The 21913-nt window shown below is 60.6% G+C and carries 19 protein-coding genes and 2 pseudogenes; 10 read left to right on the plus strand and 11 right to left on the minus strand.

Features of this window, described 5'->3' with window-relative positions; genetic code table 11:
- Together GNZ12_RS19760 and GNZ12_RS19765 are read left to right on the plus strand one after the other, a co-directional pair.
- Nucleotides 1-539 (plus strand): carboxymuconolactone decarboxylase family protein (locus tag GNZ12_RS19760; RefSeq protein WP_216673287.1); only part of this gene is annotated, 539 nt, incomplete at its 5' end.
- 94 nt (nucleotides 540-633) lie between these two features.
- Nucleotides 634-987 (plus strand): hypothetical protein, encoded by a 354-nt coding sequence (locus GNZ12_RS19765; protein WP_172312769.1) that lies wholly within the window; start codon nucleotides 634-636, stop codon nucleotides 985-987.
- A gap of 230 nt (nucleotides 988-1217) precedes the next feature.
- On the opposite strand, the pseudogene GNZ12_RS19770 reads toward GNZ12_RS19765, so the two are convergent.
- Nucleotides 1218-1400 (minus strand): annotated as a pseudogene (locus GNZ12_RS19770) (alkene reductase); the annotation flags it as partial.
- Between GNZ12_RS19770 and GNZ12_RS19775 the strand changes: the two are divergent.
- Nucleotides 1396-2001, plus strand: a complete 606-nt coding sequence (locus tag GNZ12_RS19775) for a substrate binding domain-containing protein (protein ID WP_328806035.1) — start codon at nucleotides 1396-1398, stop codon at nucleotides 1999-2001. The pseudogene GNZ12_RS19770 and the gene GNZ12_RS19775 overlap by 5 nt on opposite strands.
- On the opposite strand, the gene GNZ12_RS19780 is transcribed toward GNZ12_RS19775, so the two are convergent.
- The 8 genes from GNZ12_RS19780 to GNZ12_RS19815 form a co-directional block, all read right to left on the minus strand.
- The gene (locus GNZ12_RS19780) at nucleotides 1950-2672 is read right to left on the minus strand and encodes an SDR family oxidoreductase (protein WP_172312773.1); all 723 of its coding nucleotides are present in this window, start codon (nucleotides 2670-2672) and stop codon (nucleotides 1950-1952) included. The genes GNZ12_RS19775 and GNZ12_RS19780 overlap by 52 nt on opposite strands.
- A 79-nt stretch (nucleotides 2673-2751) precedes the next feature.
- Nucleotides 2752-3426 (minus strand): peroxiredoxin-like family protein, encoded by a 675-nt coding sequence (locus GNZ12_RS19785; RefSeq protein ID WP_172312775.1) that lies wholly within the window; start codon nucleotides 3424-3426, stop codon nucleotides 2752-2754.
- A 617-nt stretch (nucleotides 3427-4043) separates the two neighbouring features.
- Nucleotides 4044-4922 (minus strand): glutathione-dependent disulfide-bond oxidoreductase, encoded by an 879-nt coding sequence (gene yghU, locus GNZ12_RS19790; RefSeq protein ID WP_172312777.1) that lies wholly within the window; start codon nucleotides 4920-4922, stop codon nucleotides 4044-4046.
- A 358-nt stretch (nucleotides 4923-5280) separates the two neighbouring features.
- Entirely contained in the window at nucleotides 5281-6267 is a 987-nt protein-coding gene (locus tag GNZ12_RS19795; RefSeq protein WP_268959043.1) for an NAD(P)H-quinone oxidoreductase, read from the minus strand.
- 513 nt (nucleotides 6268-6780) lie between these two features.
- Nucleotides 6781-7881, minus strand: coding sequence for a glutathione S-transferase family protein (locus tag GNZ12_RS19800; RefSeq protein ID WP_172312781.1), 1101 nt, complete (start codon nucleotides 7879-7881; stop codon nucleotides 6781-6783).
- Between the two features lie 437 nt (nucleotides 7882-8318).
- Nucleotides 8319-8636 (minus strand): DUF1330 domain-containing protein, encoded by a 318-nt coding sequence (locus GNZ12_RS45565; protein WP_407947716.1) that lies wholly within the window; start codon nucleotides 8634-8636, stop codon nucleotides 8319-8321.
- A 72-nt stretch (nucleotides 8637-8708) separates the two neighbouring features.
- A complete protein-coding gene (locus tag GNZ12_RS19810) occupies nucleotides 8709-9083 on the minus strand; it encodes a hypothetical protein (protein ID WP_172312785.1) in 375 nt (124 codons plus the stop codon).
- Nucleotides 9084-9271: 188 nt separating this feature from the next.
- Nucleotides 9272-9880, minus strand: coding sequence for a TetR/AcrR family transcriptional regulator (locus tag GNZ12_RS19815; protein ID WP_235993819.1), 609 nt, complete (start codon nucleotides 9878-9880; stop codon nucleotides 9272-9274).
- Between GNZ12_RS19815 and GNZ12_RS19820 the strand changes: the two are divergent.
- The 4 genes and pseudogenes from GNZ12_RS19820 to GNZ12_RS19835 all read left to right on the plus strand — a co-directional run.
- A pseudogene (locus GNZ12_RS19820) lies at nucleotides 9819-10313 on the plus strand (NmrA family transcriptional regulator); the annotation flags it as partial. The gene GNZ12_RS19815 and the pseudogene GNZ12_RS19820 sit on opposite strands and share 62 nt — an antisense overlap.
- A 986-nt stretch (nucleotides 10314-11299) precedes the next feature.
- The gene (locus GNZ12_RS19825; protein ID WP_172312789.1) at nucleotides 11300-13408 is read left to right on the plus strand and encodes a glycoside hydrolase family 28 protein; all 2109 of its coding nucleotides are present in this window, start codon (nucleotides 11300-11302) and stop codon (nucleotides 13406-13408) included.
- Between the two features lie 563 nt (nucleotides 13409-13971).
- A complete protein-coding gene (locus GNZ12_RS19830; protein ID WP_172312791.1) occupies nucleotides 13972-15060 on the plus strand; it encodes a hypothetical protein in 1089 nt (362 codons plus the stop codon).
- A gap of 442 nt (nucleotides 15061-15502) precedes the next feature.
- Nucleotides 15503-15748: a hypothetical protein gene (locus GNZ12_RS19835; protein ID WP_172312793.1), complete on the plus strand. Its 246-nt coding sequence runs from the start codon at nucleotides 15503-15505 to the stop codon at nucleotides 15746-15748.
- A 73-nt stretch (nucleotides 15749-15821) separates the two neighbouring features.
- Here the strand turns inward: GNZ12_RS19835 and GNZ12_RS19840 are convergent, their stop codons facing one another.
- Entirely contained in the window at nucleotides 15822-16736 is a 915-nt protein-coding gene (locus GNZ12_RS19840) for a glutaminase (RefSeq protein ID WP_172312795.1), read from the minus strand.
- A 160-nt stretch (nucleotides 16737-16896) separates the two neighbouring features.
- Nucleotides 16897-18474: a DHA2 family efflux MFS transporter permease subunit gene (locus GNZ12_RS19845; protein ID WP_172312797.1), complete on the minus strand. Its 1578-nt coding sequence runs from the start codon at nucleotides 18472-18474 to the stop codon at nucleotides 16897-16899.
- 302 nt (nucleotides 18475-18776) lie between these two features.
- Here GNZ12_RS19845 and GNZ12_RS19850 point away from each other — a divergent pair, with 302 nt between their 5' ends.
- The 3 genes from GNZ12_RS19850 (at nucleotide 18777) to GNZ12_RS19860 (ending at nucleotide 21840) form a co-directional block, all read left to right on the plus strand.
- Entirely contained in the window at nucleotides 18777-19451 is a 675-nt protein-coding gene (locus GNZ12_RS19850; protein ID WP_172312799.1) for an alpha/beta hydrolase, read from the plus strand.
- Nucleotides 19452-19627: 176 nt separating this feature from the next.
- Nucleotides 19628-20680: a rod shape-determining protein gene (gene mreB / locus GNZ12_RS19855; RefSeq protein WP_172312801.1), complete on the plus strand. Its 1053-nt coding sequence runs from the start codon at nucleotides 19628-19630 to the stop codon at nucleotides 20678-20680.
- Nucleotides 20681-21054: 374 nt separating this feature from the next.
- On the plus strand, nucleotides 21055-21840 hold the full coding sequence (locus GNZ12_RS19860; RefSeq protein WP_172312941.1) for an alpha/beta fold hydrolase: 786 nt from the start codon (nucleotides 21055-21057) through the stop codon (nucleotides 21838-21840).
- Nucleotides 21841-21913 lie beyond the last annotated feature (73 nt).

Genomic DNA, 21913 nt, shown 5'->3' on the forward strand with positions numbered 1-21913 from the left:
TGACCACCATCAACGTCCCCACCCGCGACGAAGTTTCCCCGGCCAATCAGGCCATCTTCGACAACCTCAAGAGCGGCCTTGGCATGGTGCCCAATCTCTACGCGACGCTCGCCCATTCCGAGAGTGCGCTCGGCAGCTACCTCGCCTTCCAGAACGCGAAGAGCAGCATTACCGGCAAGGCACGCGAAGTCGTCAACCTCGTCGTCAGCCAAGTCAACACCTGCGAATACTGCCTCGCGGCCCACACGGTCATCGGCAAGATGAGCGGTTTCACCGATGAGCAAATCCTTGAGATCCGCAGTGGCAACGCAAGCTTCGATGCAAAGTTCGACGCATTGGCGAAACTCGTCAGGAACATCGCGATCAGCCGCGGACACGCGGACCAGGCGCTGGTCGATGCCTTCTTCGCCGCTGGCTGGACCAAGGCCAATCTGGTCGACGCGATCATCGTCATCGGCGACAAGACGGTAACTAACTATCTGCATGCAACGACCCGGGTTCCGGTCGACTTCCCCGCTGCTCCGCAACTGCCTGCCTGATCGTAGCTGCCGGGTGAGCCGTGGACGTCAAGCGGTGAGCGCGACGCTCGCCCCACCCGGCCGACTGATACGACGCCGAAACGCGGGAGACTGGATGAATGACGTCCGTGCCGAAGGCGAATCCGCGAGGATACGTAACCGCACTGGCGGGCAGTACGGATTGCGCGGCACCGTTGAGATAGGGGGGAAACGCAGCAATCGTCCGCACGCTACGCAATCCAACGTAATAGCGCCCATCGGGCCCAAGGTTGCCACCTCCGGCATTCAGTCCTGGAACGGAACCCGTGTCACGTACCACCATTCCTTTGGTGTCGAGCGCAAGGATGCGGTCGTTTCCGCTATTGACACAAAGATGCTGCCGATCCGGACTGACGCTCATGCCGCGAGGATCGACGATGCGAGGGTCGTCGCTGAACGAACCAATGAAAGTACCGTCGAGGCGGAATGACAGGAGCGCCCCGTATCCGTCGCCGTTCGAACCAGAAGCGCTGGTAACCAGAATGCTCATATCGAGTCCTGCGAGATAGATTAGAACCTCTCACCCTGCCGTGCCGGTGTGGCCAACGCAACGACCAGCGCTACGTTAGCGCGGGTCGCTGCGTCGTTCAGGGCGTGCTTGTGTGAAGGGAGTCAAGTACCGGAATCCGCTCTTCCGGGTCCGGATGGTGGGGTGCAGAATTACGCCGCCTGCGTTTCAGCATCGAACGGGTAGTCGGTGTAACCGCATGCGTCGCCACCATAAAAAGTACTACGGTCGTACCGGTTGAGCGGCAGATTCAACCGCAGGCGCTTGGGCAGATCAGGGTTGGCGATGAAGTGGCGGCCAAACGCGACGATGTCCGCGTGGCCCGCTTCGATGATCCAGGCATTTCTTGATCGACACCCTGAACTCAACATCGACATCGTGCTCGACGATGAGAACATCGATCTGCTGGAACGCGGTATCGACGTAGCACTCAGGATGGGGGTGCTTGGCGGCTCGAACATGACTGCACGCAAGGTCACTCACGGTTGGCGTTGCGTCGTCGGCACGCCAGTCTGGTTCGCAAAAGCCGGCGAACCGCGGGTACCTGCGGATCTGCTATCGCATCAGGCGATCGTGTATGAGCAGGGCGGCGGCGGAAGCGTGTGGTCGTTCAAGCAAGGCAATTCGGAAACGGCGATTGTCGTCGCCGGGCGCGTCCGCGTGAACGCGGCGGAAGGCGTGCGCGCGGCCGTGCTCGCCGACATGGGCGTCGCGATCGCTTCGGAATGGATGTTCACGCCGGAACTCGCGAGTGGTGCAGTAAAACGCGTGCTGGCCGACTGGGAATTGCCGGGTATCGACCTGTGGGCCGTTTTTCCCAGTGGGCGCATGGCCAGTGCAAAAGCACGCGCTTTCGTCGCCTGGATTGAGGAGATGTTCGCCCCTCAAATTGAAGCCTTGCCGATCGAGGCACCGCCATCGACAAACAACGTTTGACCCGTGATGAAAGCCGCATCTTCGGACAGCAGGAAAGTGATGGCTGCAGCAATCTCGTCTGGCTTGCCGAAGCGTTTCATTGGGACGGAGGCGAGATAGCGCTGCTCCCCTTCGCTTCCTAGCGCGTTATTGGCTCGAAACAGTTCGGTTTCCGTGGGGCCGGGAGCCACGGAATTGACCGTGATGCCGGTGGTCGCCAACTCAAGCGCCCAGGAGCGTGAAAAACTCACCAAGGCGGACTTGGCGGCGGCATAAGCCGTACGTTCCACGCTGCCAAGGATAGTGAGGCTCGATATGTTGACGATTCGCCCCCAGCCACGGGCGCTCATATTGGGCAGGAGTGCTTGCGCCGCCTGGATAGCTGGATGCAGATTGAGCGATATGACGGAGTCAAGCGCGTCCAGATTGATGGCGCCCAGCCTCTGCGGTTTAACCAGCCCAACGTTATTGACCAGGCCGTCGAACTTGTATTCCGCCACAAGCTTATCGAGCGTGGCCTGCGTTTTCACGCGGTCGGACAGGTCGACAGAAACGAGCGTTCCAGGAAAGCCAGGGTCGTCCCCCTGACGTGCCAGCCCCACTACGCGGTGCCCGTCTGCGTTCAGCCGCTGTGCGACGGCCCTGCCGATGCCTTTGCTGGCACCGGTTACAAGAAAAGTACGTGATTTCATATTGCCTCGATTTTTATGTATCAGCTTGCCTGTCCAATCGTTCCCGACGGTTCATGGCCGGGAACGAAGCAGGGCTGAATCAAGACGCCGAAGCGACCTTCTTGCGTAGAACCGGCAACATGTCCTGCGGCTCAGGACGCTGCGTATAGTCCGGGTTGACTTCCGAGTACAGGATCGTTCCGTCTTGCCCGACCAAGTAGCGCGCCGGCATCGGCAACGTCCAACTGTCGTCTCCGTTGAACGCCGGCAGATCGTTTTTGAGGTTCTTGTACAGATCCACCAGATAGTCGGGCAATGCAAAGCGGATGCCGAATGCGGCTGCCACATCGTTGTGCGTGTCGCTCAGGATCGGGAAGCTCAGCTTGTTGGTACGGACCGATTTGCGGCTGTTCACGGCATTCTGCGGCGAGATCGCGACCAGACTGGCACCTTCGGCCTTGAACGATGGTAGCGCTTCTTCAAGGGCCATCAGTTCAAGATTGCAATACGGGCACCATGCGCCACGATAGAAACTGATCACGATCGGCCCCTGCTTCAGCAGTTCGACAGACGACACGGGTTTGCCATCCGGATCATTGAGGGTAAATTCCGGCGCGACGTCGCCCGCTTTCAGAGCGCGAGCAGCCTGACCGGACGCCGCGAGTTCGGCTGTCGCACGTTCCATGATCGGATGGATTTCCGGCGGTGCAAAGTACGGGGCTTTTCCGCCTTTGAAATCGGCCTTGAATGCGTCGAGCCTGGCTTGAAGTGACATGACAATCCCCTTCCTGATGAGGTTTAACGCACATTGCGTGGCAGGGATAGTCAGCCAATGCAAACCGGCGGAGAAGACAGCACGAATGCATAACTGTCATTCCTGCTGGGCATGGGGGCGACAAAGAGAACAGAGCGGCGCGGGCAAGTGGCCGCGCGGCGCTCGTCAACGCGTGTGACCTGGGCGACGTCCGGTCTGCGGGTATCAGCAGACATTGGACCTTGAGATGCCATTGGCCGCTTCGGGTCGGCCCCCCCCGACGCTTGATGAATGGGGCTGACAGCGCTCGGTTGTTCGCACCCTGACGGGCCTGACGGATGATCGAGAGCGCCCGACCGGCCTTCACAGAATCCCGACGGTTGTTGCTGGGCTTCGAGCACCGGCGCGATACCAGGGGGCGCTTCAGAAAACGGAAAATAGTGCACGTTAAGCAGGCAACGCCGGTCTGGCTCGGACTTCGCACTATCGCGCGGCGAAGGCCTGCGCGCCCGTCCGGCGTCGTTACGTCGGCGGCGATGCTCGAGACGGACGGAGCGGTTTCCTTCAGCGTCCTAGCGCGTGCGCGAGGCCGATGCCGCTCGATCCGCCGGTGATCAGGACGCGTTTGCCTTCGATCTTCATGATTGCGCCCCCTCGAGCTTGTCCTGCGTCCTGGTGTCGAAATCGCTGGCGTCATGACGCTCGCGCAGCTGCTCGGACGGCACTCCGCTCATGCGGTTGACCATGCGACCGCGCCTGACCGCTGGCCGCGCCAAGATGGCGTCGGCCCAGCGCTGCACGTTCTTGTAATCCTGCACGCTCAGGAACTCCGCCGCCCCGTACAGCCAACCTTTGACGAGCCCGCCGTACCAGGGGAAGGTCGCGATGTCGGCGATCGTGTAGTCGCTGCCGGCGAGGTATTCGCTCTCGGCGAGGCGCCGGTCGAGCACGTCGAGCTGGCGCTTGACCTCCATGGCGAACCGGTCGATCGCGTACTCGATCTTGGTCGGCGCATAGCCATAGAAGTGGCCGAGTCCCCCGCCCAGATACGGGGCACTACCCATCTGCCAGAACAGCCAGTTCAGTGTCTCGGTGCGCGCCGCGACGTCCTTGGGGAGGAGGGCATCGAATTTTTCCGCCAGATACAGCAGGATCGAGCCCGATTCGAACACGCGGATCGGCGTCGGGCCGCTGCGGTCCAGCAGCACCGGGATCTTCGAGTTGGGGTTGACCGAGACCAAGCCACTGCCGAACTGGTCGCCGTCGCCAATCTTGATCAGCCAGGCGTCGTACTCGGCGCCGGTATGGCCTAGGGCCAGTAGTTCTTCCAGCATGATCGTGACCTTGACGCCGTTGGGCGTGCCCTGCGAGTAGAGCTGGAGCGGGTGCCGGCCAACCGGCAGTTCTTTCTCATGCGTTGGCCCGGCGATGGGTCGGTTGGTGCTCGCAAAGGCACCGCCATTGGGCTTGGTCCAGGTCCAGACCTTCGGGGGTGTGTAGTGGTGGGAGTTTGCCATGTTGTCTCCGCAATCGGTTCGGGGCCAGTTCAGACGGCCGGGGGATAGTTGGACGGGAAGAGCACGCGCCGAGTATCTTCATCGTTGACATTCTTGAACGAGTGGCCAGTGCCGTTTCCCCACCTCAGCGGATCCGGCTTACGGGAGGCCGTTGCTTGCGCCTTGTCGCTCATCTTGCGTAGTCCTCGACTGGATTTCCGATTGTCGTCGTCCGTCGCTTCGGCGCGCGCAAACGCTAAGCGTGGTGTTATTCGACAGGAGGTTACTTTGGCGTTTTCTGCCCTGCGGAACAGACAAAAACGAGGTTCCGCACCCGGCTAACCCTGTTCGCAGGACAGTGCGCTGTTGGTGCTGCACGTCACCGTTCTCCGACGGTCAGAACGATTTTGCCGATATGTGCGCTGGATTCCATCAACGCATGCGCCGCCCGCACCTCAGCGAGCGGCAGCACGACGTGGATTACCGGCAAGGCGCGGCCCGCTTCGAGCAACGGCCAGACCTTCTGTTCCAGCGCGTTTGCGATCGCCGCTTTCTGGAGAGCGGTCCGGGCGCGCAGCGTCGAGCCGGTAAATGTAAGGCGCTTGAGCATCAGCGGCATCGCATCGAGCGTGATGCGGCTGCCTTCGAGAAAGGCGATCTGTACAAGACGCCCTTCCACCGCAAGTGCCTTCAGATTGCGCTCGATGTAGCTGCCACCGACCATGTCGAGAATGACGTCGACGCCGCGGCCTTCCGTAAAGCTGGCGACGACCTCCACGAAGTCCTCGTTGCGGTAAACGATTGTCCGCTCGGCGCCTGCAGCTGCGCACGCTTCGGCCTTTGCGGCGTTGCCGACGGTCGCGACCACGCGCACGCCAGCGGCGCGCGCGAGCTGGATCGCAGTCAGGCCGATGCCGCTCGAGCCGCCATGCACGAGCAAGCTTTCGCCCTCGACGAGACGGCCACGCTCGAACAAGTTGGTCCAGACGGTGAAGTACGTTTCCGGAAGCGCCGCCGCCTGCTGCAACGAAAGCCCGCGCGGCACGGGCAGGCAGTGCAATGCGTCTGTCACGCAGAATTGCGCGTAGCCGCCGCCTGGCACCAGCGCGCAGACCTCGTCGCCGACTTGCCAGCGTGACACGCCTGCACCAAGGGCGGCAATGCGCCCCGACACTTCCAGGCCGAGATGAGGCGATGTGCCGGACGGCGCTGGATAGGATCCCGAGCGCTGCAGCACGTCGGGGCGGTTCACGCCGGCGTAGGCGACCTCTATCAGCACTTCGCCGGCCGCAGGTAAGGGCACTTCGCGTGACGTGATATGCATGCACTCGGGCGGGCCGCCGGCGTCGTGCTCGACGTAGCTCATTGAGGCGGGAAGGGGAGTTCTCTTGTTCATGGGCGCTCAGCTTATGATGGCTTCAAGGTGGTCGTCGGGCAAACAGCGTGATGCAGGATTGACGGGAGCGGCTGTGGCTTGCATCAATATTCTCTAGATGTGTTAAAGGGACGCGGCTATTCTCACGGCGCGGAAAGCGACGGCCTTAGACGTCGAATCGATAGGTGTTTCCGTCTCGCACCAGTTTGCCGGCTACGCGCAGCGTCCCACCGCAGACCAGTCGTGCTCCGCTCCTAAACCATGCGCGCGCAACGTCAGGAGTCACACGCACTCCGCTTCGACCGTCGTGGAGACATTCCTGGAGCGCTCCTCAAGCTCGGCTGCTGTCTCCTTTTCTGGAATACCCCGCAGCCGGGAGCGGCGCCCTTTTTGAAACCGCCTCCAAGTGGCCTCCTTTCGCAGCCAAAAGCACGAAAAGTGATTCACCTGCCTGGGCTGGCGGGCAATAGCGCGAGTTCTGGCTGCCGTGGGATTTAAGCTCGCTCATCTGTCCACCACCAGCCGATGATTATGGTGCCGCACCGGATGGCGTACCACCTTGTCGAGCTTGATATCTTTGCCGATGCGCGCGAGCAGAACGTTCATCTCACGCTTTGCTGACTCCGGCGCGCGCTGGTAATAGAACAACGGCCTCTGGAACATGTACTGAATGCACGTCCACACATTGCGCTCACCGGAGACCTTGCCGATTGTGAAATCCTGAGTGCCGAGGAGGCGGGGAATCGGGCTCGAATAATTCGCATCGATCCAGTCCGCCACGCGGTCGATCGTGTCACAGGCGACCGGAACGTATTCTGCGAACAGATGCCGCAGTAGTGGCATCAGTGTTTCCGGGACCTCGTCCTCGCCGAAATATTCACCCGGTCTTTTGGCGGGCGAATTCATACGCTCCACCCAACGAACGACGTTGGGAAAATGCCGCTGCAACAGCGCGGAGGAATAGAGGTCGCGGTAAAAGTGGGCATATAGCGGCCCCATGAACGCGAAATCCGCGGTCGACGGCCGCGAACCGAAGAGATAGTCATGGTCTCCGAAGTGTGCGTCGAGCCAGCCGAGAAGATTCTCCGTCCATCGCTGTACTTCGGGTGCTGTCTCTGGACTTATGCCCAATGACGGCAAGCGATCACGGGCCCAGGCACAACTCTTCTCGCCGACGATCAATTGTTGGCTGGGCTGGGCCATTGGCTCGTACATACGGCCAAATTCGGCCTTCAAATATTCGTAGTTCGTCTCGGGAAACGCCCATCGGTAGTACATGGCCGGAATGCGCACCCAGTCATGAGCGTAAGCCTCCACCAGAAGATTGGCCAAGTGCAGAACCGGCGTGGAGGGATAAACGGAAACGAGCGGGAAACGTGCCTCCATCTCGTCGACAATGTCGGTCGAGTCCTGAAGCATATTGCCTTCCGGCATCCGCAGGACGGGCATCATTCGATAGCCGATCCGCGGGACGAGAAAGCGGTCATAAACGGCATTGGACGCAACCATTTCCTGAAATGGGATGCCCTTGAAGATGAGGTACGACCTCACCTTCGCCGTATAGTTGGAAATCTGGGCGCCGTAGAGCGTATAGACGTCGTGCATGGTCACTTCCTCATGATTTGATAGATCTGACTCCCGACGTCTTCGGGGCCGCCGCTCGCGAAGGTAACGACTCCAGCCAACATGAGCACATTGCCGGCTCCAATGAAACGACTTTTCATATTGCTTGACATCCTTCCGTGTGGCTGTCTCCGGTACCACTTTCTTGTCGCAGCGGCTGCTAGAGAAACGAGCGAAAGCACTTATCGGCCGCATTGTTATCGAATGTTAACCGGGGGGCAGGAGGCCGGCTATGTCCCGGGAGGAATAACAATCATTGCGCGACGGAATGGGCTTTGATTGGAAAGCCTGCACTGAAATCTTTTGAAAGAAGCCCCCTATGCCATTGCTCCCAAACGTGGGGGGAAACCTGCGAGCCGCGCCGAACATCCGCAAGGGGGCGCTCTCGCCAAATGCCAGAAATTGTGTAAGGCGAATTGCTAAGCGCCGGCCCCGGAAGGCAGGCCGTCGACCAGGACGAACTCGAAGGTGGAGCAGCTTGAACGAAGGGGGATGATCGCCTGATAAGCTTCCGACCTATAACATCTTTCAGCCGAATCAAAATCGGGGAATTCCGCAATGGTTATGCGACGACTCTCCTGCGGACCCTCGAACGTAAGGACTTTGCCACCGCGTACTATGTGACGCCCACCAAAATTCGCAATCACGCATGGGGAACGTGACGCATACGCCTGGAAGGCGACAGGATCTTCGACGATTGCACGCACAACGAAATAAGCGGACATAGAGTGACTCATTGATTTTGTTCAACACAACGTTCAACAGGAAACAGGTCGCGGTGCCTGAGTACGTGACTCTTGGACGGCGTGTCATACTAATTGGATGGCGAATTCCTGATCAGGTTCGTCGCGTGCGTGTTCGTGGTGTTGGCGCACATCGCCGCTGCGACTGTTACAGTCTCGGTAAGACGTTTGTCTGTAGTGCCTGAATTGCGAGTCACTCTCGTGTACACCCCGATGCGATATGCGATAGACGCATTGCATCGTAGGTGCGACGGCTACACTGATCAGTTGCTTCGCTTGAGCTGAGAGCACGCCTGCTTCGAAGGCCACCGTATCAAACGCCTGGAACGCTTTGACAAGGGCCCGCGCATGCTCTTCGCGGTTCTTGATACGTTTGAGTTTGGAAATGCAGAACATCGCATAGCGTTCGAGTCGATCAAGGTACCTGGCGATCAGGCGCAATCGCGCCCACCGGCGCAATTTGCTCCGGATAAACATTCCGTCCGAAGTACGGAGCCGGCGACAGAACCTGTGGGAAGAACATATACGCTGACGCGATTTTCCGCAAAGATACTCTGGTATATCGGCTCGACACGTACGCATAGTGAGCTGTCGAAAGGAGCACGCGCTCAGTCGGTTGCACATCTCCCTTACTGTTGCACTAGCGTGTCGACGAGGGCCAGCGCCGTCTGCCTGAGGCGCTTCGGTTCACCGTACACCCGTTCCATGACGGCGATTCCACGCGTCATCGTCACGATGAGGCGTGCTGCCTGACGCGGCGGGATGATAAGTTGCGCGCGCGCCTCGGGGGTGCCAAGGACACCAAACAATACATCCTCGAGCTCGTCGAGCATTCTCATGACAAGTTCCTGCTGGCGCGGCGACTCTGGGTCGATTTCGACGGCGATCTTTGTCGACAGGCAGCCGCGCGCAGGCGAGCCCTGCGTGATCGAACGGATTGCGAACGTAAAAAAATCGGTCAGTGCGTTGCGCAAGTCGGGCTTGTTGAGCGCCTTGCGCGCGTCGCCAATGAAACGGTCAGTGTAACGCTCGAATACGCGTACGAAGATCCTTTCCTTGTCGCCATACGCGTTATACAGCGAGCCCCGCTGCACACCCGTCGATTTTGCCAGGTCCAGCATCGAGGTCGCACGAAAGCCTTTGGCCCAGAATGTATCCAGCGCCTTCTCGAATGCGCTGTCTTCGTCAAATGCGGATCTGCCCATTCCGACGGCGATTTTGCGGCCGGCGTGGTTCATGGAGAACTCGCTGTGGGATATCGCACCGGCGCGCGAAACGGGCGTGATGCCGAGCTTCCTGCAACCGCTCGATCATGCGTATCCGATGATCGCAACGGCGGATATCGGCCGGGTGATCGCGGAAACACTCGCTCAGACGTGGCAGGGTCGCCGCGTGATCGAGATTGAAGGGCCGCGGCGCTACACGCAAGATGAAATCGCTGCGATGCTTGGCGGCGTGCTCGGGCGCTCGGTGAAGGCTCAAGCGGTGCCGCGCGATCAGTGGGAAGCGCTGTTCCAGTCGCAAGGCACGGGCTGGCCTGCGCCGCGCATCGAGATGATCGACGGCTTCAATTCAGGGTGGATCGATTTCGAAGATGGCGTGAACGAACGGGTGGTCGGCAGCACCGCTTATCAGACGGTGCTGGCCGGACTGGTCGAGCGTGCGGGCTGAACCTTAACGGCTCCGTCCCGGTTCTGTACCTGGGCGGGCGGCGTAGCGCTGACTTGGGGTAACCGGCAAGCCCTCAATGCCGCCGCCTGCCCACCACCATACAAAATCAAAAAATCGACCGCCCCGTATGAGTCGTCAACCATTCGAGCGCCAACACGTTGGCGCTCGGTCAAAATAAACGACATTGATCCGGATGATACGGCTTTCGACCGGGCACTTGTGTTTGGTAGCACTGCGAAGGGGAGAGTTGTGTCATCGGCCGGGTCCCGGCCATCTGCGGTCGTTCGACCGCGTGCTCAAGCGGACCTGATCACGGGCCGCAACCAACTGTTGTTCGAGCGCAGATCCATTCCGCCAAACTTGCCCATTCCAGCGTCGGCGCTGAAGTGATTGAATGTTGAATCCATGTTATACGTCATCCTATAACATAACTATCGCGACATTTTTTAACATCAATCATTGCAAGGCTCATCGGGTAAGTACCACATGTACGACGACGCTCATGTTGAATAGAATTCATATGTCATCGTATAACATGCGTGGGGAGATATGATGCGCGGATCTTTGCCAAAAGGCGCGTGCGCGCGTTGCACATGGACAGCCCACAGAAATCATCGGCTGCGAGCGGGAATGTCTCAAAAGGCGAGCCAACCAACCCCGCCTCTTCATATTTCGCGGTTTTCTTCAGCGTGATCAATGTTGTGCTGATCCACGTGTCACCGCTTCAAAGCGAATTCTTGACTTGATCTGCGGATAGTTTTTTCGCAGGGCGCTTTGTACAAGGTCTGACACGAAAGAGGTCGGAAACGCTTCCGATCCCGCTCGGGACGCTGCCGGATCCGCTCCGGAGTCAAGCCGCTGGCACGGTTGCGCGCGAGCCTCGAGTGCCAGATTGGTTACCGATGAAAACAAAGCCGCTGTGGCCCGGTTGGAGTGAATCAATAACGAGTCTATATCGTTAGTAGTATTTATTATAAGGATGAGCCATGCTTTATAGATTTGCAGTTATCCCTTTAGTTATAACACTTGCCGCGTCACTTGCCGCTTGCGGTAGCAGTGACAGCTTGCCGCCTGCTTCAACCAGCAACACCCCTCCACCGGCCGCGGCCGCGTTCAAGGTCGGCGTGGCCACAAGCGATGCCGCGCTTCCGCCCGCACCGCAACTGCCGACTCCCGGCCAGGTCTGCAGCAGGCTTGAAGCAAGTAACAATCTGGTGCGCCAACCCAGCGGCGCGCTGGGGCCCGAAGCCGATAACGGTACAACGTCGGCCATTCTGAATCCGGATCAGGCGCGCATTCAGGCGGCGCTCGACGCTTGCGGCGCCGCGGTAGACGCCCAGGTCGGTGCAGCCATCTCTGCTGCGGACGCCGCTGCGGCGGCTTCGCAGACTGCGGCGGCCGCGCCGAATGTCAACGTTTCTGGTGCGTCGGCTCAGCAACTGGCTGCTCCGCAATATCACGCCCAACAATTCGCTGTTCGCCTGGTTGTGTCGAGTACTGGCGCCGGCAACGCGTTTATCACCGGACCGCTCACGCTGCCGTCCGGCGTTACATTGTGGATCGATACGGGCGTGACGGTCTATGCGACGCGGGACGTGATGGCGTATGCGCCCAATGCAGCTGGACCCTATTGCGCCAACACGGCTGTCAGTTCGGCCAAAGCAGGGAGTTCCAGCAACTGTCTGCCACTGATCGGCGGCAGTTACCTCGTCAATTCGGCCATCGTCGGCAGCGGCAGTATCGACGGCCGGGCCGCCTCCGAAATCGTGAGCTCGAACCCCCTCTATCCGCTGATGCGCGTCGACCTGAGTTGTACCAACACCTATGCAGCTTATGCAAAGGGGCAGCAGGCTGGCAACAATACGCCTTGCGACAACGGCGGCACCTTCGTCGATACCTCGGCCTCGTCCCGGCACATGACCTGGTGGGATTTGGCGTGGCTTGGCAACATGATCGAGAACGGTACGACAGGGGTCGGCTCACAGTCGAACTTCCGCATGATGGTCTTCAACTACGCAAAGAATCTGACGCTCTTCGGCATCACGTTGAATAACAGCGCCAATTTCCACGTCGTTCCAAGCGGCGTCGACGGACTCACGGTCTGGAACGTCAAGGTTCAGACACCGTCACTGTCGGCTTCGGCGAATCCGGCGGGCAATGGCAATCCGAATTACCTGGGTATGCTGCCGACCGTCGACACGGCCAAGAACACGGACGCTTTCGATCCGGGCTCATCTTCCAAGCCGGTTGTTCAGGCTTTGGCGATTGGGAGCACAAAAACCTCCGCGGCGGGCAAGATCGCGTTTGACGGGTACCTCAAGAATGCCGTCTTTGCCTATAACTACATCAGCACTGGCGACGATGACATCTCTCCGAAGGGATCCAATAACCCGAGTCCGAGCGGCTCAGGATTGTTCGGTATCGACGGTAACCGCAACGTAGCGACTGACCGGCAATACGGTTTCGTCATTGCCCACAACCATATTTATGCGGGCCACGGCATCTCGATCGGCAGCGAAACCAATGCTGGTGTCACCAACATCCAGGTCTACGACAATTCGTTCGACGGCTCGGAACAGGCGCTGCGCATCAAGTCCGATTGGGCACGAGGCGGCATCGTGACCAACATCAATTACAACGACATCTGCATCCGCAATAGCGGGCAGGCACTGCTTTTCACGCCGTACTACAGCACCAAGGCGTTGCCGAATCCGACGTCCCCGCTATATCCGGACTTCTATAACATCTCGTTGTCGAACGTGCATATCATTGGCAGCACCACGGCGGTACTCGAGGGATTCCAGGCTAATACAGGTGGCATCGCGCATGCAGCACTCCCGCTCGGCATGACGCTTACCAACGTTCTCGCCGATTCGCCAAGTAACGTGGCGGTCACCACGTCCGACGCGAACCTGACGCTGAACAACGTGAACCTGCCGATTTTCCCGTCGACCGCGAATCGGGTCGTCCTGACCGGCACCGCATCGCAGTTGCTGAGTACGGCGAACGCGGTGGATTGCAGCAGCGCCTATGTCGACTTTCCGGGTATTGGTGATTCGTCGCCGACCGGCCAGACGTGGGCGGGTTCGCAGTAAGCAGGGATACGCATAGCGTGCCGCGCGTTGAAAGGCGGCACGCACTGAAACTGACGCAGTCTGTTCAACGGCCCGTCGAGGTTGCTCGATCGGGCCGTTCGACTTTCACATCATGCGAACTAGCCGCTTTCCTGCATGCCCCTTCAGCAGGTCGATTCCCGTGGGACCCCTGTCCCCTCCATACCAGCGAGCTGACGGCCGCAAGTCGGAAGATCGAACGTCTTCTTCGGATCGGTTATCGCCTCTGCAGTTGGCGGGGACTGGCGAGATTGGAAAGTACGGTCCGATACCTCGGCATCGAAGTCGACGATGCACTCGAGATGGCTGAACAGAAGACCGAGGTCCCAGCCACGGTCGAACCGGTTGGTAATCGTTCCCTGTCCGACCACCAGTAGCGGCGAGCCTTGCAGACGCCTGTTGGCATATCGGTCGGCGTGATCTCATCCGCCGTCACCATTCAGTCATGCGCGCATGTTTCCATATATTTCGTTTCATTACCGGCTACCTCGCAAATGTCGGTGCCCCTGCCTTTCCCGCACGCATACCTGTTTCAGGAGACGAACATGCTGAGCATTCGACCCACTTACGCAGTAGGCCACATTTTCAGCCGCACCGCGCTAGTGTTCACCGCACTCTGTTTCGCGGCTGGTGCCGCCGACGCGCAGACCTCGGCGAAGCCGATAGTCACCCCGGGTTTTAGCCTGGCCGTGTTCGCGGCTGGTTCCGGCGGGTTGATCAGCGCACCGGACTCACTGGCCGTGCTTGATGGTCACGTTTGGGTCGGCTATGCAAACAACGGCGCACCGGATGGCTCGAATGGCGCGATGAGCGTGATTGTTGAATACTCGCTGGATGGCAGTGTCGTGAAGACTTATGAAGTCGCGGGACACAACGATGGCCTGAAGGTCAATCCGTACACGCGTGAGATCTGGGCGATGCAGAACGAGGATGCGAATCCAAACCTCGTCATCATCAATCCCGCGACCGGCCAGGCATCCAAGCCGTATTCCTTCGCCAAGACGCTGCACGGTGGCGGCTATGATGACATCGTGTTCAAGGACGGCCAGGCCTATTTCAGTGCGTCCAATCCCACCCTTAACGCTAGCGGCAAGAATATGGGGCCCGCGATTGTCCGCGTTGTGCACCTTGATGCAAACAGCTACACGATCGACGTGACTCCGGTAGTGCGCGGCTCACTTGACGCCAGCGACATTCCGTTTGGCACGGTGGCGACCCTCAACCTGACCGATCCGGATTCAATGACGCTGACGCCGTCGGGCGATGTACTGCTCGATGATCAGGGAGATGGTCAGCTTGTCCTGTTGCACTCGTCGGGCGATGAACCGCGCGTGCAATATCTGCCGCTTCTCGGCAACGTGCAGGTTGACGACACGGCATTCGCCACCGCGCGACGAGGCTACCTGCTGGTGTCCGATACGAAGGCGAACACGGTGTACAAGATTAGTGCCAACGTCTGGCAGCGTGACGCAGCGTTCTCCGCATCAACGGGTGTGGCCGCTACGAGTAGCACGCCGGCGGTGCCGGCTTATGTCGGCCAACTTGATTTGCGTAGCGGAGCGCTCCTGCCGTTGGTGACCAATTTGGCCAGTCCGCACGGCATGGTCTTCGTACCGGCAGACGACCAGCAGTAACGGCCGCGCGCTGGGACGTGGTCGCCGTAAGCGGTTCCGCGGCGATTGCGTTGGCGGACAGCGCCGGGGCATCGCCGCCTGGCAGGGTGAAGAAATCGCCCTGCGCGAACGGGAAGCAGGTCTCGGCCTGCGTCACGCTGCCGGTTCCGCTGATGACGTAGCAAACCTGCGAGGTCGCGTTCGGGGCGAGCGTCAATGCGGCCGCTCGGGGTCGACATATTCCGATCGCATGAGGCTCTGGTCGGCCTGGCCGGAGCAGTCGCCGATCTTATGACGCAGCCCGGGATGGGCGCTGAGTGCTAAAGTGTGATCGTGGCGCAGCGAAGTGAGGTAACCGCTAACTGTCGTTAGCAATCTTAAAAGTGGCCAACGAGGACGCCTCCGGCACGTTGAGAGAGGCAGGGCATTTGCCCTCAGTTCTGAAACCTTTTAAGGAGCCGAAATGAAAACCCTAGTTGCGACTGTATTGCTTGCGAGCCTCGGAATCGGCCTCACCGGTTGCATTGTCCCTGTTGCGCCTGCGCCCGTCGGAATCACAATTGGGTGGCATGGGGACCAGTACTATGATGGCCATCGTTACTGGGCGCACGACGACTGGATGCGCAACCACCCCAACGAACGGGACCCGCACGGTCAACATGACGACCACCACGATCAACACGACGACCACCACGATGAAGATCACTAACGGGCGCGTGATTCGGCATCAGCCACGCTTCTGCGCGGTAGAAATAAACCGTGAAGTTATCCGCACCGGGGCGTCAAAAAATCGACCGCCCCGTATAAGTCGTCAACCATTCCAGCGCCAACACCCCCGCCAGCGAGTTGCCATTGCTGTCCAGTCCCGGCGACCACACGCATACCGCCATCTCGCCCGGCAGCACCGCCACGATCCCGCCGCCCACGCCGCTTTTTGCCGGCAAGCCGACCCGATAGACGAAATCGCCGGCCGCGTCGTAGGTGCCGCAGGTCAGCATCAATGCGGAAAGCCGCTTGGCTGAACTCGTGTCGAGAATCCGCTCGCCGGTGGCCGGCACCACGCCATGATTGGTCAGAAACAGCGCCGCCTTCGCCAGCTCGACGCAGCTCATCGAAATTGCGCACTGCCGGCAATAAGCGTCGACTACCACTTCCGGCGGCATCTCCATGTTGCCGAAGCTCGCCATGAAATGCGCCATCGCGCGGTTGCGGTGGGCGTGCTGCAACTCCGATAGCGCGACGCGCGAATCGTAGTCGATGCTGATTTCGCCTGTGAGCCGCCGCATGAATTCGACCAGCGCTGTTTCGGCCTGCACGAAACGGCGGCACAACACGTCGGTGACAACCAGCGCGCCTGCGTTGATGAACGGATTGCGCGGCTTGCCGTGTTCGGCTTCGAGTTGGACCAGCGAATTGAAGGCATTGCCGGACGGCTCGCGCCCCACGCGTTGCCAAAGCTGGTCGCCGAGCAGCCGGAACGCCATCGTGCAGGCGAACAGCTTGGAAATACTCTGGATGGAAAAGCGCGTGTCGGCGGCGCCGGTTCGGAACACTTCGCCCGAGGCTGTGACGATCGCCATGCCGAAACTGTCGGCGGGGACATTCGCTAGTTCGGGAATGTAATCGGCGACCTTGCCAGTACCCAGATAAGGCAGAAGATCGCGATGAATCTGTTCGAGGATGGATGCGTAGTTCATGGGGCTCGGACCGTTGAAGCCGCGATTCTACTGGCAACCTGGTCCGAATTGTTCGTGCGGCGAGGCGCTGCGGGTTCGGGCAGCGTCTCGCAAGGCTATGCGGGTCTTGCCGCCTTTCCTGTGGCAACCAGGTAGACCTTCGACCAGTGGCGGAGCAACATCAGTGCGCCCCCGCCGCATCCGCTCCGCCGCCGCCCTTGGCCGGCTTCGTAATCCAGATCAGCGGAATGATCAGAATGAAAATGATCGCCGACACATAGAAGATGTCGTTCAGGCCCATCATCGCGGCCTGGGTGTTCACCGTGAAATCGAACAGCGCGTGCGCCGACTGCGGATTCAGGTGCAGCAGCGACTGGGTCGAATCGATCTGCTGGTTGAACACCGGGTTGTCGACACTGGCCTGCTCGGTCAGCCGGGTGTGGTGCAGTACCGTACGATTGTTCCACTCGTTGCCCGCGATCGACGTACCCACCGCACCGCAGAACACCCGCACGAAATTCGACAGACCCGCTGCTGCCGGAATCTTGTTCGGTGGCTGGCCGGACAGAATGATCGCCGTCAGCGGCACGAAGAACATCGCCATGGGAATGCCTTGCAGCAGCGTGGGGAGCACGAGGTGCCACGTGTCGATTTCGATCACGTAGTTCGAGCGCATATAAAACACGATCGCAAAGCCGATAAACGCGAGGGTCGCGATAATGCGTGCATCCGAGCGCGGCAGCACGCGACCCATCACCGGCGCGAGAATCACCGCGAACACACCGAGCGGCGCGGTAACGAGGCCGGCGTCCACGGAACGGTAGTTCAGATACTCCTGCATCCATTGCGGCAGCAGCACCAGGTTGCCGAAGAACACGCCATACGCGACCGAAATCGCAATCGTGCCGCCAAGGAAGTTGCGCTGCCGGAAGAGCCGCAAATCGACGATCGGATTCTCCTCGGTCAGCTCCCACACAAGGAAGAACGCGAAACTGATCACCGCGGTGATGCCGAGAATCACGATCACCGGTGAAGAGAACCAGTCGAGGTCCTTGCCCTTGTCGAGCATGATCTGCAGCGAGGCGACCCACGTAATCAGCAGGCCGAGCCCGATCACGTCGATGGGTGGCTTGCGGGTTGCCGATTCGCGGGTGCGATAGATCATCCACGTGACGCCGGCAGCGAAAATGCCGACCGGAATATTGATGTAGAAGATCCACGACCAGCTGTAACTATCCGTGATCCAGCCGCCGAGCGCGGGGCCCGCAATCGGGCCGACGGTCGCCGTCATGGCCCATAGCGAGAGTGCGGTCGATGACTTCTCCTTGGGGTACGAGCCGAGCAGAATCGCTTGCGAGAGCGGAATCAGCGGGCCGGCCACCGCGCCCTGGAAGATCCGCGCGATCAGCAGGATCGGCAGCGTGGGCGCAATGCCGCACAACCATGAAGCCAGCACGAACATCAGAATCGCGCCGACGAACAGCTTCACCTGGCCGATGCGTTGCGTGAGCCAGCCGGTCAGCGGAATCGAAACGGCATTGGCCGCGGCGAACACCGTGATGACCCACGTGCCTTCATCGACCGAGACACCGAGGTTGCCCGAAATGGTTGGAATCGCAACGTTCGCAATCGACGTGTCGAGCACGTTCATGAAGGTGGCGAGTGCAACGGCGATGGTCGCCAGAACCAGTTTGCCGCCTTGCAGCGGCGGTGGCGGTGCGGGCGGCGCGGCAGCAGGCGCGGAAGAGGGCTGGCTCAAACGATTCTCCGGATTGCGGTGCTACAGATGTTCCATGCGGTGTTCTATTCGCTGCCAGGGCAATGAGCCGGGCAGCCGTTTGAATGCTCGCAAAAGCATAACCGCATTCACGTTTTGGCGTCGTCGGCCCGTGCAGGTCCGACGGCAGAAACAGATCCGGCAGCGTATGCTCGCGGCTGAGGCCGCATGGAGCCTCGCGACGTCACGTGGGGTTGCATGAAAGCAGCACGTTGCGACGCGGTTGGCTGCGCGTGCGGAAACACAATCCGAGCGTGCAACGAGTACAGAGGGAGGAATTGAATATGGCCTGGGAGCAATTCGAACACGGCTGGCGGCGCGCGCCGGCGACAATGCCGGCCAAGGCGTTGGTGGTGCTGATGCACGGCGTGGGCAGCAATGCGCGCGATCTGATGCCGCTCGCGGACATCTGGAGCGAGAACCTGCCGGACGTGGCGTTCACCTCGCTCGACGGCACCGATGCTTTCGACGGCGGCTTCGGCGGACGCCAGTGGTTCAGCCTGAGCAATGTCAACGAGGGCAATCGGGAGGCCCGTGTCGCGGCCGCCTATCCGGCGTTGCGGCGCATGCTCGAAGCCGAGCTGGCGCATTGGCAGCTTCCTTTCTATCGGCTTTCATTGGTCGGTTTCTCGCAAGGCTCGATCATGGCGATGCATCACGTGGCGACGAGCGCGGAAGGCGCTGCGGCCGTTGTCGCGTATTCCGGACGGCTCGCCTCGGTGATCGTCGCGCAGAACGGCACTCCGCTTACGCTCGTGCACGGGGAAGACGACGACGTGATCCTGGTACAGGAACTGGAATCCGCCGCGGATGCATTCAGCAACGCCGGCTACGCGGTCGATGCCTACGTCTTGCCCGGCATTGGTCATACGATAAACGCGGACGGTGTCGAGCTCGGCAAACAGGCGCTGGAGCATGCGATTGGCGCTTTGTCGCGTGACGGACACAGCCCCGATTGAAAAGTGGCCCTAAAGATTCTGATCTGCTTGCCGTTAACTGCTCATTAGCATGAAAATCACCCCCGCCGCGCGGACCGCGCAACGCCCATCTGGGCGTGCCCAGCGGCTCGGGTGACCGGGGGCGCATTTTCCAGACTGCCCGGCAAGGGCGGATAACGACACATCAGAGCCTTCCTATGGCCAGACCGACGCCGCATTACCCGCTTTTCGATCGACTGTTCCGTCATTCCGTGGCGGTGGACCTCGGCACGGCCAATACCCTTATCTATACCGACAACGGTGGCATCGTGCTAAACGAGCCGTCCGTCGTGGCTTTCCAGAAAGAGCCCGCCGCCGGTCAGAAACGCGTGGCGGCAGTGGGCACCGAAGCGCGCCAGTTGCTCGGCCGGGCGCCGCGCAACGTCGAAGCGGTGCGGCCGATGCGGCATGGCGTGATCGCCAATTTTTCCGCAGCCGAGCAGATGATCCGGCAATTCGTCGACATGGCCCGCCCGCGGCCGCTGTTCAGCCGACGCGCCGCATTCACCGTGTGCGTGCCGGCGGGCGCGACCGAGGTCGAGCGTCGCGCGATCAAGGAGGCCGCCGTGGCGGCCGGCGCGTGGAAGGTCAGTCTGATCGGCGAATCGCTAGCGTCGGCGTTCGGTGCGGGCTTGCCGGTGTCGGAGGCGATCGGCTCGATGGTGGTCGACATTGGCGGCGGCACGACCGAAGTCGGTGTGATCTCGCTCGGTGGCCTCGCCTATAGTGGCTCGATTCGCGTGGGCGGCGACAGTTTCGACATGGCGATCGTCAGTTACGTACGCAACCTGTATGGCGTGCTGCTCGGCGAGCAGACCGCCGAACACGTCAAGAAGGGGATCGGTTCTGCCGTGCGCGACGTGCCGGTCGAGCATATGAATGCGACTGGCCGCAGCGTCGACGACGGCCTGCCACGCACGGTTCAGTTGAGCAACCACGATATCGCCGATGCGATCGAGGGCCCGCTGCGTCAGGTAATCGGCGCCGTGAAACGCGCGCTTGAAACGGCGCCGGCCGAACTGGTGACCGATATCGCGCACAGCGGTATCGTGCTGACCGGTGGCGGCGCGCTGCTCGGCAATCTGAGCCGCCGCCTGACCAACGAATTGGGGCTCGACGTCCGCGTCGCTGATGAACCGCTCACTTGCGCAGTGCGTGGCGCGGGCGCGGCGGTAGCCGCCGGTTTGCTCGACGACTGCGCCTACGAATGATTGGATGCGGGACGTCCCGCGTTGCCGGGAGCCGGGAGCTGGCCTCGCCGCATGAGCCGGCCGGCGCGCTGCACGGGCTACGAGGCGAGCCGCATGGAGTGCGAGGCACGATGCACAAGATCGCGAAGCACCTGGCATAAGTCTCGACACGCACGCCAAACGAGGCTCGGCGTATATTGAATCGCTGTGTGACAATACGACCCACGTCCCAATTTCAGGGACGCGAACACGTTTTCTTCCTCGAATCCATTTTAGCCGGCACCGCCGTATTCAGGCGCTGCCGCGCCGTCTGTGAACCACCTGTGAATCAATCTGTTTCCGCTTCGTCCTCGCCCGCATCCCCGTCCTTTATCGAACTGCATAGCGGCTTGCGTATGCCCTATGTGGAGGCCGGGGAGGGCGAATTGCTGTTGTTCGTGCATGGCTCGCTGTGCGATTACCGCTATTGGCAACCGCAACTGGCGGGTTTGTCGAAGCAATACCGCTGTGTCACGGTGAGTCTCACGCATTACTGGCCGGTGACGGACACCGAGGCCGATCAGCCGTTCAGCTGGAGCGAACATGCGGACGACGTGGCCGAATTCATCGATCGTTTCGGCGCCGGGCCGGCGCATGTGGTGGGGCATTCGCGCGGCGGCTGCGTGGCGTTTCATTTCGCGCGGCGCCATCCGCAGTACGTGCGCACCTTGATGCTCGCCGACCCGGGCGGCCCGTTGCAGATCGCCGGGCGACCGCCTGCGAGTTTGCCGGAGACCGTGAACGCATTGCGTGCGAAAGCCGCCCAGCTGATCGAAACAGGCGAGGTGGAAGCCGGCTTGCAACTGTTCGTCGATTCGGTGAGTCGTCCCGGTTTCTGGGCGATGAGCACGCCGGGTTTTCGCAAGATGGCGACCGACAATGCGCACACACTCGCGCGCCAATTCCGCGACCCGTTGCCCGCTTACGTACCCGAGCAAGCGGTCGAAGTGCGCTGCCCGGTGCTACTGATCGACGGCGAAAAGAGTCCCGACATGTTCCGCCGCACGGCGACGGCGCTGCAAACATGGCTGCCTGATGCGCGCCGCGAAACGGTACGTGGCGCCTCGCACGGGATGAATCTCGCGCATCCGGCAGCGTTCAATCGCTACGTCGACGAGTTCATTCGCTCAGTGGACGTTTGATCAGCGCGCGATGAGCGCTTTGTGCACGCGCCCGCCTACGGGGCTGAGCACTGGCGGTTGATCGCCGGATGCA

Origin of the sequence: Paraburkholderia solitsugae, assembly GCF_013177695.1 — a bacterium.
GTDB classification, from domain to species: Bacteria; Pseudomonadota; Gammaproteobacteria; order Burkholderiales; family Burkholderiaceae; genus Paraburkholderia; species Paraburkholderia solitsugae.

Bases quoted from the DNA above. Each gene is read 5' to 3' on its own strand.
- GNZ12_RS19765 (WP_172312769.1), top strand. From the start codon at position 634: ATGAATGACGTCCGTGCCGAAGGCGAATCCGCGAGGATACGTAACCGC.
- GNZ12_RS19775 (WP_328806035.1), top strand. From the start codon at position 1,396: ATGATCCAGGCATTTCTTGATCGACACCCTGAACTCAACATCGACATC.
- GNZ12_RS19780 (WP_172312773.1), bottom strand. From the start codon at position 2,672: ATGAAATCACGTACTTTTCTTGTAACCGGTGCCAGCAAAGGCATCGGC.
- GNZ12_RS19785 (WP_172312775.1), bottom strand. From the start codon at position 3,426: ATGTCACTTCAAGCCAGGCTCGACGCATTCAAGGCCGATTTCAAAGGC.
- yghU (WP_172312777.1), bottom strand. From the start codon at position 4,922: ATGGCAAACTCCCACCACTACACACCCCCGAAGGTCTGGACCTGGACC.
- GNZ12_RS19795 (WP_268959043.1), bottom strand. From the start codon at position 6,267: ATGAGCTACGTCGAGCACGACGCCGGCGGCCCGCCCGAGTGCATGCAT.
- GNZ12_RS19800 (WP_172312781.1), bottom strand. From the start codon at position 7,881: ATGCACGACGTCTATACGCTCTACGGCGCCCAGATTTCCAACTATACG.
- GNZ12_RS45565 (WP_407947716.1), bottom strand. From the start codon at position 8,636: ATGAGTCACTCTATGTCCGCTTATTTCGTTGTGCGTGCAATCGTCGAA.
- GNZ12_RS19815 (WP_235993819.1), bottom strand. From the start codon at position 9,880: ATGAACCACGCCGGCCGCAAAATCGCCGTCGGAATGGGCAGATCCGCA.
- GNZ12_RS19825 (WP_172312789.1), top strand. From the start codon at position 11,300: ATGCTTTATAGATTTGCAGTTATCCCTTTAGTTATAACACTTGCCGCG.
- GNZ12_RS19830 (WP_172312791.1), top strand. From the start codon at position 13,972: ATGCTGAGCATTCGACCCACTTACGCAGTAGGCCACATTTTCAGCCGC.
- GNZ12_RS19835 (WP_172312793.1), top strand. From the start codon at position 15,503: ATGAAAACCCTAGTTGCGACTGTATTGCTTGCGAGCCTCGGAATCGGC.
- GNZ12_RS19840 (WP_172312795.1), bottom strand. From the start codon at position 16,736: ATGAACTACGCATCCATCCTCGAACAGATTCATCGCGATCTTCTGCCT.
- GNZ12_RS19850 (WP_172312799.1), top strand. From the start codon at position 18,777: ATGGCCTGGGAGCAATTCGAACACGGCTGGCGGCGCGCGCCGGCGACA.
- mreB (WP_172312801.1), top strand. From the start codon at position 19,628: ATGGCCAGACCGACGCCGCATTACCCGCTTTTCGATCGACTGTTCCGT.
- GNZ12_RS19860 (WP_172312941.1), top strand. From the start codon at position 21,055: ATGCCCTATGTGGAGGCCGGGGAGGGCGAATTGCTGTTGTTCGTGCAT.